The organism is Paenibacillus sepulcri, from assembly GCF_042647105.1.
GTDB lineage: Bacteria > Bacillota > Bacilli > Paenibacillales > Paenibacillaceae > Paenibacillus_Z > Paenibacillus_Z sepulcri.
On record NZ_JBHRUP010000001.1, the window covers coordinates 6,281,581 to 6,293,846 of the forward strand.

Annotated in this window: 13 protein-coding genes; 8 read left to right on the forward strand and 5 right to left on the reverse strand. The window is 51.2% G+C overall.

Annotated features, from left to right (window positions below; all coding sequences use genetic code 11):
* Window positions 1-103: 103 nt before the first annotated feature.
* Window positions 104-490 (reverse strand): cupredoxin domain-containing protein, encoded by a 387-nt coding sequence (locus ACFOLF_RS27345; RefSeq protein ID WP_210045579.1) that lies wholly within the window; start codon window positions 488-490, stop codon window positions 104-106.
* A gap of 243 nt (window positions 491-733) precedes the next feature.
* Window positions 734-1,102 carry a phage holin family protein gene (locus ACFOLF_RS27350; protein ID WP_210045580.1) on the reverse strand — a complete coding sequence of 123 codons (369 nt, stop codon included), beginning with the start codon at window positions 1,100-1,102 and terminating at the stop codon, window positions 734-736.
* A 194-nt stretch (window positions 1,103-1,296) separates the two neighbouring features.
* Between ACFOLF_RS27350 and ACFOLF_RS27355 the strand changes: the two genes are divergently transcribed.
* The 4 genes from ACFOLF_RS27355 to ACFOLF_RS27370 all read left to right on the forward strand — a co-directional run bounded on the left by ACFOLF_RS27355 (window position 1,297) and on the right by ACFOLF_RS27370 (window position 6,265).
* Window positions 1,297-3,663: an endonuclease MutS2 gene (locus ACFOLF_RS27355; RefSeq protein ID WP_210045581.1), complete on the forward strand. Its 2,367-nt coding sequence runs from the start codon at window positions 1,297-1,299 to the stop codon at window positions 3,661-3,663.
* A 62-nt stretch (window positions 3,664-3,725) separates the two neighbouring features.
* Window positions 3,726-4,145, forward strand: a complete 420-nt coding sequence (locus ACFOLF_RS27360; RefSeq protein WP_210045582.1) for a DUF350 domain-containing protein — start codon at window positions 3,726-3,728, stop codon at window positions 4,143-4,145.
* 152 nt (window positions 4,146-4,297) lie between these two features.
* Window positions 4,298-4,852 carry a hypothetical protein gene (locus ACFOLF_RS27365; RefSeq protein ID WP_210045583.1) on the forward strand — a complete coding sequence of 185 codons (555 nt, stop codon included), beginning with the start codon at window positions 4,298-4,300 and terminating at the stop codon, window positions 4,850-4,852.
* A gap of 93 nt (window positions 4,853-4,945) precedes the next feature.
* Entirely contained in the window at window positions 4,946-6,265 is a 1,320-nt protein-coding gene (locus ACFOLF_RS27370) for an MFS transporter (RefSeq protein ID WP_210045584.1), read from the forward strand.
* 133 nt (window positions 6,266-6,398) lie between these two features.
* On the opposite strand, the gene ACFOLF_RS27375 is transcribed toward ACFOLF_RS27370, so the two are convergent.
* From ACFOLF_RS27375 to ACFOLF_RS27385, 3 genes are read right to left on the reverse strand one after another with little or no spacing between them, the layout of a single operon-like run.
* A complete protein-coding gene (locus ACFOLF_RS27375) occupies window positions 6,399-6,575 on the reverse strand; it encodes a twin-arginine translocase TatA/TatE family subunit (RefSeq protein ID WP_210045585.1) in 177 nt (58 codons plus the stop codon).
* Between the two features lie 19 nt (window positions 6,576-6,594).
* Window positions 6,595-7,161 carry a RidA family protein gene (locus ACFOLF_RS27380; RefSeq protein WP_379112902.1) on the reverse strand — a complete coding sequence of 189 codons (567 nt, stop codon included), beginning with the start codon at window positions 7,159-7,161 and terminating at the stop codon, window positions 6,595-6,597.
* Between the two features lie 22 nt (window positions 7,162-7,183).
* Window positions 7,184-8,788 (reverse strand): flavin monoamine oxidase family protein, encoded by a 1,605-nt coding sequence (locus ACFOLF_RS27385; RefSeq protein ID WP_210045586.1) that lies wholly within the window; start codon window positions 8,786-8,788, stop codon window positions 7,184-7,186.
* A 279-nt stretch (window positions 8,789-9,067) separates the two neighbouring features.
* On the opposite strand from ACFOLF_RS27385, the gene ACFOLF_RS27390 reads away from it, so the two are divergent.
* The 4 genes from ACFOLF_RS27390 to cysK all read left to right on the forward strand — a co-directional run bounded on the left by ACFOLF_RS27390 (window position 9,068) and on the right by cysK (window position 12,245).
* A complete protein-coding gene (locus tag ACFOLF_RS27390) occupies window positions 9,068-9,313 on the forward strand; it encodes a MerR family transcriptional regulator (RefSeq protein ID WP_210045587.1) in 246 nt (81 codons plus the stop codon).
* A 25-nt stretch (window positions 9,314-9,338) separates the two neighbouring features.
* Window positions 9,339-10,094 carry a twin-arginine translocase subunit TatC gene (gene tatC / locus ACFOLF_RS27395; protein ID WP_210045588.1) on the forward strand — a complete coding sequence of 252 codons (756 nt, stop codon included), beginning with the start codon at window positions 9,339-9,341 and terminating at the stop codon, window positions 10,092-10,094.
* A 278-nt stretch (window positions 10,095-10,372) separates the two neighbouring features.
* Window positions 10,373-11,311 carry an ADP-ribosylglycohydrolase family protein gene (locus tag ACFOLF_RS27400; protein ID WP_210045589.1) on the forward strand — a complete coding sequence of 313 codons (939 nt, stop codon included), beginning with the start codon at window positions 10,373-10,375 and terminating at the stop codon, window positions 11,309-11,311.
* Window positions 11,312-11,327: 16 nt separating this feature from the next.
* Window positions 11,328-12,245 carry a cysteine synthase A gene (gene cysK / locus ACFOLF_RS27405; protein WP_210045590.1) on the forward strand — a complete coding sequence of 306 codons (918 nt, stop codon included), beginning with the start codon at window positions 11,328-11,330 and terminating at the stop codon, window positions 12,243-12,245.
* Window positions 12,246-12,266: the final 21 nt, after the last annotated feature.

Consider the following 12,266-nt stretch of genomic DNA (forward strand, 5'->3'; position numbering starts at 1 on the left):
TTTCGGCTGAAACGGGTCTAACTATCGAGAAAAAAAGCTCCACGCTCTATTGTGTCAACAAGAGCATGGAGCTTTTTTTCAGTTCCAGGTTAATTCCGTTCATCTATTCGACTTTGATTTTGGCAACCATTTGGGTGTGGCCATTACCGCATGGAATGTTGCAGTGAAGCTCATACTCTCCTGCATCCGCAATCGTTACATCCTGCGATTTGCCATTGGTCAGCTTAACATTCAGAGCTGGAATTTCTATGCCGTGAACCCCGTCTGCATCCAGGGTGATGGTAGTGGCTTCACCTTTTTTGATGGTGTAGACCTCTTTATCAAATTCCCAGTTGCTTGCCTTGATCACGACTTCATTAGCGGCGGCTGCGCTTGTCTCTGTTGCGGCGCCGTTCTCAGGTGCGTTGTTATTGGCACTGTTGTTCGAACCGCAAGCGGCCATGATCAGCACAAGAACGGTAACTGCGGACACCAGCAATAATTTTTTCATCTAAGTAAACTCCCTCCATTTATTCTATAGGCCAACCATGCATATTCCATTATAACTGGAATAGTTGGAAATTGCAGTGTCAAACATATGAATGGCTGATGAACAAATGATGAACATTTCAAATAAAATCACTGTAACCGTTAGTTATCGCGCTTAGCAGTAATCCATTTCTATCCGGACAGCAAAACCGGGTATAACGACGATCCGTCATACCCGGTCTTGTTGCCAGGAATTCCATAAACTTTAAGCGTGCTGTTTATCGCGGTCCCGTCCTGCATCATACGGTGTGGCCACCGGAATGAACAAGTCGATGATCCCGATGACAAGAGCGGCCAGAATGGCACCCAGCCAGGTAACATTCACCCCGCCTACGATAAACTGGGCAATCCAGATGACAACGACACTGGCGATAAAACCGACAATGCCGCGGCCGAATGGGGTAACCCGTTTGCCGAAGATGCCTTCGATAATCCAGCCAAGAGCTGCGATGACGAGCGCCAGCAATAACGCGCTCCAAAATCCGCCGACACTGAACTGAGGCACGATGTAGCCAACAATCATCAGCACGATGGCTGAAACAACGAAACGAACGACATGACCCAGAAAATGCATGTGCAAACCTCCTCCGTGTTTTTAGCAATACTCCCGCACTCATCGATAATGAGTAATTTTCGGAAGTATAGTTTAACTTCATGGGATGCATCATTATTGTCTCCCGCTTTGCTGCTGTCATTCATGGCAGCATCCGTCATGGCATACGTTGTACGCATCGGCTATAATAAGAATCGAGGGGAGTTGTGCTCGTTTTGGACAATAAAATCTTACACACACTAGAATTTTCAAAAATAGTAAATAAATTATCGCAGCACGCGTCGACCTCGCTCGGTAAAGCGGTGGCCGATGCCATTCGTCCGAGCTCCGATCTGGAAGCGGTCAAACTGACGCTTCAGGCTACGGATGAGGCGTATAAAGCGGACCGTCTGAAGGGCAATGCTCCCTTCGGCGGAATCGTAAACATTCGTCCGGCCTTGCTGCGCTCCATTATAGGTGGAACGCTGAATCCTGCCGAGCTGCTGGAAATCGCAGAGACGATTCGCGGCTCGCGGCGGGTAAAGCGTCATGTCCTTCAGCTCCATGATGATGATCCGGTTCCCATGCTGGCCGATATGGCGCAGCAGCTGACCGAGCATAAGGTATTGGAAGATGCCATTCTCAATTGCATCGACGAACAGGCGGAGGTCATGGACAGCGCAAGTAATGAGCTTGCCGGCATCCGCAGAGAGCTGCGGGGCGGGGAGGCGCGGGTCCGTGAAAAACTGGAGCAAATGGTCCGTTCTTCATCCGTGCAGAAGATGCTGCAGGACGCTATCGTAACTATTCGAAACGATCGGTACGTCATTCCCGTAAAACAAGAGTACCGTTCCCATTTTGGCGGTATCGTACATGACCAGTCAGGATCGGGAGCGACATTGTTTATTGAACCGGAAGCGATCGTTGCCATGAACAACAAGCTTCGTGAGCTGCGGTTGTCCGAGACCCGCGAAATTGAGAAAATACTGCAAAAGCTGACCTTGCAAACAGCGGAATACGCAGAAGAGCTGCAGCTGGATCTGGAAGTGCTTGGCGAGCTTGATTTTGCTTTTGCCAAGGGAAGACTCGCCCACCAGATGGGGGCGACGCTGCCCCGCATGAACGACCGCGGTTATTTGAAGCTGCGCCGCGGCAGGCATCCGCTTATCGCCCGTGAGAATGTCGTCCCTACCGACGTGGAGCTCGGCAATTCGTATTCGACGATCATCGTCACAGGACCGAATACGGGAGGCAAAACCGTGTCGCTCAAGACAGTTGGGCTGCTCAGCCTGATGGCCATGTCCGGCATGTTCGTGCCCGCCGAAGACAACAGCCAGCTATGTGTATTTGACGCGATTTACGCCGATATCGGCGACGAGCAAAGCATTGAGCAAAATCTTAGCACGTTCTCCAGTCACCTGACCAACATCATTCGCATACTGGGCAATATGACGCCCAAGAGTCTGGTGCTGCTGGATGAGCTGGGTGCGGGAACCGATCCTGCGGAAGGCTCCGCTCTGGCGATTGCCATACTGGAGCATATGCACAAGCTGGGCTGCCGCATTATTGCGACCACGCACTACAGCGAGCTTAAGGCATATGCCTATAACCGCAAAGGTATCATCAATGCGAGCATGGAGTTTGATGTGCAGACGCTCAGCCCCACTTATCGTCTGTTGATCGGTGTGCCGGGACGAAGCAATGCGTTTGCTATTGCAGAGCGGTTGGGCCTTCAGCGGTCGATCATCGATGTGGCGCGGGGCGAGGTCAGTGAAGAGGATATGAGGGTCGAGAATATGATTGCCTCGCTGGAGGAGAACCGGCTGGCGGCCGAAGCCGAACGGAACTTGGCGGAGAGATTGCGCAAGGATCTGGAAGCTCAGCAGGCGAAGCATGAAGCGGAGCGCAGCAAATTTGACGAGCAACGCGACAAACTGCTTGCCAAAGCTCAAGAGGAAGCTCATGAGGCGATTGCCAAGGCAAGAAAGGAAGCCGAGCAAATTATCTCCGATTTGCGCAAGCTTGCCATGGAGGAAGGAGCGTCAGTCAAGGAGCATAAGCTGATTGACGCGCGCCGCAAGCTGGATGAAGCTGCTCCGGAGCTGAAAAAATCAAAATCCAACAAGCCAAAGAACGCTGCAAAGCCGCAGCGGATCGAACCCGGCGACGAGGTCATGGTTTACAGCCTGGGTCAGCGCGGCCATGTCATTGAGATCAACGGCAGCGATGCCCTGGTGCAGCTCGGCATTCTGAAGATGAAGGTGGCTACCGGCGATTTGGAGCTGGTGAAACGGGCTGAAACCGCCAAGACCCAGCAGCCTAAGCTTGCTGCAAGTCTCAAGCGGACCCGCGACGAGAATGTGCGTATGGAGCTTGACTTGCGCGGGGCAAATCTTGAAGAAGCGATTGTGGAGGTTGACCGTTTCCTGGATGAATCCTTCCTTGCCGGGCTTGGCCAGGTTTACATTATTCATGGTAAGGGAACCGGCGTTCTGCGAACGGGTATCAGTGAGTTTCTGCGCCGTCACAAGCATGTCAAGACTTATAGACTGGGCAATTACGGAGAGGGTGGAGTCGGCGTCACCGTCGCGGAAATGCGTTAATTCAGCTTCATGCCAACAAACAGTATGCGTTTCCTATTTTTTGGATAAAAGGGAGGCTCTTAATGGAAAACGAAATCGACACGCTGCTCAGCAATCCTTATGCGGCGTCACTTGCTTGCGTTTCAGTCGCCATTTTGGCACTGGTCGTTTTCCTTTATTTCTTTGAGTACGTAACCCGGTACAAATGCTGGCATGAAATTAAACAGGGGAACATGGCCGTCGCCTTGGCAACGGGAGGCAAAATTTTCGGAATCTGCAATATATTCCGGTTCTCGATTCAAGCCAACGATACGGTGTATCTAAGTTTATTGTGGGGGACATTCGGCTTCCTGCTGCTTATCGTCGCTTATTTTCTGTTTGAATTCCTGACCCCCGTATTCCGGATCGATGACGAGATCAGGAAGGACAACCGGGCTGTCGGCTTTATTGCCATGATTATCTCGGTGTCCATCTCCTATATAATCGGCGCTACGCTTGCCTGATTGCCGATTGCGATCAGTACCAGACCAACAAACTTCGGAGAGGGCCTTAACGCTAATGAAATATTTATGGGGAACTTTATTTGCGCTTGCGTTGCTGTTTGTCGTGCTTGGCGTATTTTATTTAACGAAATAAAAGGGTGGAGGAGAAATGGATGGCGGAAGTTGAAAATACGGTTTGTCCGTGGTGCCAAACGGAAATCGTCTGGGATGAAGAAATAGGGCCGGAGCGGCATTGCCCGCATTGCGAGAATGAGCTGTCCGGATACCGGACGCTGCAGATCGGCCTGGACGGGAATGACGAAGACGAAGATGAAGAGGAGATTGGGGAAGAAGATTGGGAGGAGCGCAATGGTCGTGCGGAGGCGAGCGGAATAAGCCTGGCGCCTGATTTGTCGGAGCTTCGCCATTACAACCGGGACCAGCTGGTGCTCAAAGAAGCAATGGACCGGCTGCTCGACGATCAGCTTGAAGCACCGGAGTGTCCGTCCTGCCGGGAATTCATGCTTGAGGCAGGAACCCAAACCATAACGGAAGCGCAGTTCAAGCCGCGGACCCCGGCAACCATGACGGAGCCGCTTCTGACGCCGCCGTTCCAGATTGTGTTGTACGTCTGCCCTTCCTGCTTTCACACCGAGCAGCGTCTTGGGGTTCAGGAGCAGGAACGGCTGATCCAGCTATTATCAAATGAGGTCGGGAACGGAAAATAATGGGAAGTTATTCAATCCGGCATGCATTGTTGCTTTTGAGGGTACCTTACGTCAGGTAAACGCTCAAAAAGCAAACATGCGGGAGGGATAGGTTTGGAGCACAGCAAGCATGCCGTCCGCTCAAGAGGGTCCGCTCCATCCGCCCCAGGCAAACTGCGGACAGAATCCTTCGCAGGAGACGGACGCTCCGGCAGTGGGCCGGCTTTGGACAAGCAGGCTGTTCTGCTTCTTGCGGTACAGGGGCTTATTGCGATTGCCACAGCCTTGTCGGGTACTTTCCTGCCCATTTACCTGTGGAAGGCAAGCCAATCGTTAGCGCTGATCGGGTGGTTTCATTCCACCTTGTATACGGTTAGCGGACTTACGTTCTGGATTGCCGGCAAATGGGTCAAGGAGCATAACAAGATGAACAGCCTCCGGCTGGGGATTGTATTGTCGGGGGTATTTTATTTTGTTATCCTTCTGCTTGGTACCCGGGCGGTTACATATGCAATCCCGCTCGGTGTGCTTGGAGGACTTGGGCAAGGATTTTTCTGGCTGGCCTACAATGTGGTTTATTTTGAAATCACGGAGCCGGCCAACCGGGACCGCTTCAACGGCTGGACAGGGCTGATTGCCTCCGGTGCAGGTATTGTCGTTCCCTGGATATCGGGATTTATTATTACGGCTTCTACGGGTAACCAGGGCTACAGTATAATCTATACCGCATCGGCCATCATATTTGGCATTGCCACGATTCTCAGTTTTTGGCTCAAAAAGAGAGAGGCTGCCGGCCGCTATGAATGGCTGTATGGCTTCAGGCAGCTCAAAACTCCCGGTGACCCTTGGCGCCGCGTTGCGCTTGCGATTGTGGCGCAGGGCATACGCGACGGGGTATTTATGTTTCTTGTCGGGCTGCTGGTCTTTATGGCGACAAGAAATGAACAGAAGCTTGGCAGCTTCTCGCTGATCACTTCGCTGCTTGCTTTGATCAGCTTCTGGCTGATCGGCAGGCTGCTCAGGCCGCACTTGAGGAGCCGGGCGATGCTGTTTGGGGCTGCAGCGGTGACGGCGGCCATACTGCCGCTGTTTTGGCCGCAGCGCTATGAAACGCTGCTGATATTCGGGATCGGAACGGCGCTTTTTATGCCGCTTTTTATTATTCCCATGACATCGGTGGTCTTCGATTTGATCGGGCGCAATGAGGAAAGCGTCAAACGGCGGGAAGAATTCGTTGTCCTGCGGGAAACCTCCCTGACAATTGGACGCCTAGTTGGGATTGCCGCTTATTTGCTCGTACTGCCCCAGGCAAATTCCGCACCGCAGGCTATTCCTTGGCTCATGCTGATCATTGGCGCTTTTCCGTTAGCGTGCTGGTTCCTGGTACGGGGCTATGTGAACAGAAGTCCTGCCGGAAGGAAGGAACCGGTCTGACCCAAGCGGCTGGACAAATATCCGGGTGGCCTCACATGGATCAGACGATGCTTTATTGGAGAATAAGCAGAGCAAAAGGAGAAGCCCTGATAAAGCGGGGCTTCTCTTTTTTTGGGTAAGGTATATTTGCAGACTATACTTGCTTATCTTCCTCTTTGTGATCGGCAACGAGATCCTTGGCTGATGATTTGAACTCATGAAGCGTGCGTCCTACTGCACGTCCGAGCTCCGGCAGCTTGGTAGGGCCGAAAACAATCAAAACGACAACGAGAATCATCATAAGTCCGGGCAGTCCGATATTTTGCAGCATAGGATCACTCCTCTATTTTTTAATCTTGATTGTAGCGCTTGGGATAGACGGCAACAGCTTCAATTTCAATGAGCCAATCAGCATTGACCAGGGCGGCGACTCCAAGTGTGGAGCGGGCCGGTTTAACGGGATTTTCCGGTGTGTTGAAAAATTGCGCATAGGCTTCGAACCAGCCGTCAAAATCAAATTTGCCTTCTTTCAGAGTATCCTGGGCGATGTATACGCGGAGATAAGCGACATCGGCAAGCGTCAAATCCTGCTCCTTCAACTGTTTTTCAATTTCCTTCAGAATGCCGATTCCCTGGGTCTTGGTATCGCCGTATCGTTCATATACGGTTTTCCCATCCTTGTTGAGCACAGGCGGTACAGTACCGCTTGTCGAAAAAGTGGCTGAACCGGCAGGGATGGCGACCGAGCTGGAGATGGAAGAAGTGGGGCTTCCGTAGTATTCCACTTCATTAATAGGCTCCTTCAAATATCTGTTCGGGGTCTCGGGATCCCCCTGTGCGGCAAATGCGCTCACACAAAGAAAGCTGGATATGACGGCTGTGCCCATCAATAATTTGACTTTTTTCGGCAGGCTCAATAATATTCCTCCTTATGGTCTATTAGTCTTTCAGGACGCGCTGATGGATGTCCGTTACAACCGAACGGGCGGATTCAATCGCCCCGGCCTGCCAAGCCGTGATGTAGCTGATATGCTCCCCGGCAAGGTAGATTCGTCCGTCCGGCTTGCAAAGCGTAGGATAGTAGGTCTTCCGGTCGTCTCCGGAATAAGATACCCAGCCTCCGAGATTGTATTTTATTTTTTTCCAGTCGATCGAGAAGGAGGTCTGGAACTCATCATAGAATTGCGGATGAATTTTGGCCCCCTGCATCATGGCATGCTTTTCGCGTTCCTGATAGGACATTTTGCCCAGCTTGTCGGCGTTGGAGCCAAAGACATAGTAACCGAGCAGAATGCCTTTCTTGGAAAAATATTTCGTAGGCGGGTAGTACATTTGGGTGATATCCATATTGGTCATGGTATTGCCGCCGTAGATTTGCTCATCCTCTTCCCAGAAGCGGCGTTTGAACTGAAGCCCCATTTTCCCTGCGGAGGCATATCCGACGCTGGAAATCGCTTTGGCCATATTAGGCGAGAAGTCTGCCGGGATGCCCTTGAGGACAGATAAGGGGATTGTGCAGATGCAGAAATCGCCTGTCACTTCTCTGTCGACATTCTTCTGCAGATCCGTATAGACAATCCGCACTCCCGAGGAGGACTGACGGATTTCTTTAACCTCCGCCTTGTATTTGATCTGGTGTCCTACCCTTTTCTCAAAGGCTTTGGAGATCATATCCATGCCTCCGACAGGGTGGAACATCATCATTTGCATATCATAGCTGTATTCGCTGCTGAAGAAATTGCCGAAGCCGGAATTAATGATCGCTTTCATGTCAAAAGGGTCTCTCAGCACCCCGGCGTCCAGTCTGCTTCCCGGTTCGTCCTTATAGCCGCCGCGTTCAGAGCCCCGGTAAAACAAATCCTCTTCAAGATTCCCTTCCGCCTTGAGATAGTTGACCAGTTTAATTTTCTCGTCTGCCGTAATCGGGAGATCGAGCGCTTTCTGATTAACGGCTTTCGCCATCATCTCGGAAACATAACCTCTCATATCGGCTTTGGCAGCCCGTTTGCGGATCTTCTGGCCGGAAAGCGCGCCCACATTCTCGTTATAATAATAAGCGCTGTCATTCACGTTGTTGAAGGGCTCCATCTCCACGCCAAACTCACGGCAGTAGTCCATGGTCACATGAAACTGCGGAATGCGCATTGGACCTGCGTTCAGGTACATGCCGTCATCGAACCGGGCGATCTGCTTGGAAGCGCCCACCTCAGCTTCTGTCGTGCCCTTCCTGACCGACCAGTTCCGTCCGCCCGCCCGTTCCCTGGCTTCAAGAATGGTAACGTCGTAGCCGGCTTTACCGAGCTCGTAGGCAGCTGTCATACCGCCGATACCAGCTCCGAGAATAATGACTTTCTTGCCATTGCGGTTGGTTGCCGTTAAATCGCCACTTCGGGGAGGCGTGAAATCTGCTGCTTTTACGGTTTCAGGCGAAAGCAGGCCGAGTGTTCCCATAACACTGAATACGGCCGCCGATCCTCCGACTTTTCCAACGGTCGTTAAGAACTGCCTGCGGGTAATTTCATTCGGTTTCTCTTTAGTCTCCACGGCGCGACATCTCCTTCTCAAAGTAGATTCAACCTTGCAAGGAAAATGTATCACACCGCTTGCCGTGGCGAATCAAAAAATGTTAGATTATCTAACATAAATTATTTTTATGCGCAGCCTGAATTTAATAAATATTTATAATAGACTTGCAAAGATTTAAAGCGCTTGCTATAATCCGTCCCAACCCCCTTGATTAACGTCATGTTTCTTAACATTTAAGGTTATTTTACTTACTGAATTGATGTTGAAGCATTCAAACACCAAAGGAGGCTAAGCGTTATGGAAGAGAAAGTGATGTATATAGGGATGGTGTGTGAGCTTACAGGATTATCTGAAAGGCAGATTCGTTACTACGAGGAAAGAAAGCTGGTTTTTCCCGTTAGGACCAAAGGAGGAGTTCGAAAATATTCATTCGAGGACGTGGATAATATCCGTGAGATCAACCGGAATATAAAGGATGGTTTTCGGACGTTTGAGCTGAAAGGCATGCTGAACAAACGTCTGCACGGAAGAGGCCAGGCATAATTCAAATACGAAAGGGGAAACCGTGATGTTTGAAGAAAAGAAGATGACCTTAATTGAACATCTTGCAGAGCTTCGAAAACGGATTATCGGGGTAATTGTCGTTCTATTTCTGACCATGATCGGGGGCTTGATCCTTTCGCCAAAAGTACTTCTCTATCTGAAAGGCGTTCCGCCGGCTTCCGGAATTACATGGAATGTTTTCTCGCCCTGGGACGCGCTGCGTATCTATATGCAGGTTGCCTTTGTGATTTCGGCAGCCGTCACTCTCCCCTATATCCTGTACCAGCTCTGGAGCTTTATGAAAGTCGGGCTAAAGAAGGAGGAACAGGAGGCTACGCTGCGCTACATTCCCTACTCGGTCCTATGTTTCCTGATTGGAATTGGATTCGCGTATTTTGTCGTATTTCCGATGAGCTTCAGTTTTACTTCCCGGATATCCGACCAGCTGGATCTTACCCAGACGTACGGCATCGCCCAATACTTCGGTTTCATGCTCAGCATCGTAATACCCATGTCCCTGGCTTTTGAACTGCCGGTTGTTATTATGTTTTTGACAAAAATCGGTGTGCTTACGCCCAAGGTATTGAACAGCATGCGCCGTTATGCCTACCTGGGACTTGTCATTTTGGCCAGTCTGATCTCACCGCCTGAACTCATTTCGCATTTGATGGTCTTTATCCCTCTGGTTGTTCTTTATGAAATCAGCGTCTTGCTGTCCCGTGTCGTCTATCGCAAGAAGACAAAAGTGCCGGCTATCGATGCAGCTGTAATGAACGGGTGATCCGGTGCGGATAACTCTGCTTCCTATCTATCCGGCAAATTGAGAGGATAGGCATGACGACCCGTATAACCTGTATATAATGAAGCAAAAAATAAGGGGCTGCCGCGGCGGTCCCTTTTTCATGCGTCCTTGCTTTACTCTGTATTGACGAAACGATATATATTCATTAGCTGCAGGGCGTTAGATCCATTATAATTGATGGTGGAACAACAAGCGTACGCTGATCCGGCGAGCAGCAGGATTGGAAGCTAATGAAATAACGGAAGAGGATTGGGATCATGGCTAAAGTGAAGGACGGCATCATCGGTTTATGCGTTGGAGACGCTTTGGGCGTTCCTGTCGAATTTCGGTCGAGACAAGCATTGGAGCAGTCGCCGCTGACGGATATGACAGGCTTCGGCTCGCATAATCAGCCTGCAGGAACCTGGTCGGATGACAGCTCTCTTACCTTCTGCCTGATGGACAGCTTGGCGGAATGCAGAGAAATTGATTTGGTTGATCTGGCAGGCAAGTTCGGCGAATGGTGCTGGAGAGCCAAATGGACGCCGCATGACGAAGTATTTGATATCGGCATTGCCACCCGGGAGGCGATCATCAGACTGGAAGATGCGGCGCTGCCTCCGCAGCTTGCAGGCGGATCAGATGAATTCAGCAATGGGAACGGTTCTTTAATGAGGATTCTTCCGCTTGCCTATTACCTGGAGGGTCATTCCTTTGAAGAGCGCATACATGCCGTAACGCGGATATCTTCTCTTACCCATAGACATCCGATTTCGATTATTGCTTGTGTAATCTATGTGGAAATTGCTATTTCCCTGATAGAAGGGAAGCATTTAGAGGACAGTCTGGATCAGGCTAAGGAAGCTGTTGCCCGGCATTATGCCCTCAGTCCGGAGCTTTCGGCTTTCGATCGCGTTATGCAGGGGGATTTGAAGCGGCTGGGCAGGAATGAGATTCAGTCCTCCGGTTATGTGGTTCATACGCTGGAAGCCAGTCTGTGGTGTCTGATGAATTCCGGAAGCTATGAGGAAGCGGTATTGAAAGCAATCAATCTGGGCGAGGATACAGATACGACCGGAGCTGTTACAGGTGGATTGGCCGGTCTGATGTACGGACTTGACGGTATCCGCAAGAGCTGGATCATACAGCTGGCAAGGCTTGAAGAGATTATGGGCTTATGCGATCGGTTCGAAGAGGCCATAGAGCAAAGAAAGTGAAATCAGGGAGGATATAATGGGGCGTATTGTAAACAGCATAACGGAGCTTATCGGAGATACACCCGCGGTTTGTCTGCAGCGATTGACGCAGCCGGAAGACGCGGAGGTGATTGTAAAGCTGGAGAGATTCAACCCCAGCGGCAGCGTGAAGGACCGCGCGGCGTCTTCCTTGATTCTGGATGCCGAGCGAAGAGGCAAGATTCAGCCGGGGGATACGATTATTGAACCAACAAGCGGGAATACCGGAATAGGTCTGGCGATGAATGCCGCAGCCAAAGGCTACAAGCTGATTCTGGTTATGCCCGACAATATGTCGCAGGAGAGAATCTCGCTGCTTAAGGCCTATGGTGCAAAAGTAGTTCTGACGCCGGCGGCGGAGCGGATGCCCGGCGCGATCCGCAAAGCAATGGAGCTGCAGGCTGAACGGCCAGGCAGCTATATTCCCAATCAATTCGAGAACCCTGCGAACCCCGATATTCACCGGGTAACAACGGCGCTGGAAATTATCGAACAAACGGAAGGCCGACTTGACGCTTTTATTGCCACTTCAGGAACAGGGGGCACAATAACCGGTACAGGCGAAGCCTTGAAGGCGGCCATTCCCGGTCTGCATATAGCTGTCGTCGAGCCATTGGGATCGCCAGTCCTGTCCGGCGGCCAGCCTGGGCCGCATAAGCTTGTGGGCACCAGTCCCGGCTTCGTCCCGGCTATACTCAACACCTCCGTATATAACGAAATTATCCGCGTGTCCGATGATGATGCCATCCGCACCATGCGCGATCTGGCCAGACTGGAAGGACTGCTTCTGGGCCCGTCCTCCGGGGCGGCTGTCTGGGCAGCCATGCAGGTTGCCTCCCGGATAGGAAAAGGCGGGCGTGTGCTCTGCATGGCCCCGGACAGCGGCGAGCGTTATTTAAGTATGGAGCTATATTGAAAGAAGAAGAGGAGGACGCAT

Excerpts from the sequence above, each read along its gene's own strand:
- ACFOLF_RS27345 (WP_210045579.1), bottom strand. The coding sequence starts at position 490 with ATGAAAAAATTATTGCTGGTGTCCGCAGTTACCGTTCTTGTGCTGATC.
- ACFOLF_RS27365 (WP_210045583.1), top strand. The coding sequence starts at position 4,298 with ATGGCGGAAGTTGAAAATACGGTTTGTCCGTGGTGCCAAACGGAAATC.
- ACFOLF_RS27390 (WP_210045587.1), top strand. The coding sequence starts at position 9,068 with ATGGAAGAGAAAGTGATGTATATAGGGATGGTGTGTGAGCTTACAGGA.
- ACFOLF_RS27350 (WP_210045580.1), bottom strand. The coding sequence starts at position 1,102 with ATGCATTTTCTGGGTCATGTCGTTCGTTTCGTTGTTTCAGCCATCGTG.
- cysK (WP_210045590.1), top strand. The coding sequence starts at position 11,328 with ATGGGGCGTATTGTAAACAGCATAACGGAGCTTATCGGAGATACACCC.
- ACFOLF_RS27375 (WP_210045585.1), bottom strand. The coding sequence starts at position 6,575 with ATGCTGCAAAATATCGGACTGCCCGGACTTATGATGATTCTCGTTGTC.
- tatC (WP_210045588.1), top strand. The coding sequence starts at position 9,339 with ATGTTTGAAGAAAAGAAGATGACCTTAATTGAACATCTTGCAGAGCTT.
- ACFOLF_RS27400 (WP_210045589.1), top strand. The coding sequence starts at position 10,373 with ATGGCTAAAGTGAAGGACGGCATCATCGGTTTATGCGTTGGAGACGCT.
- ACFOLF_RS27360 (WP_210045582.1), top strand. The coding sequence starts at position 3,726 with ATGGAAAACGAAATCGACACGCTGCTCAGCAATCCTTATGCGGCGTCA.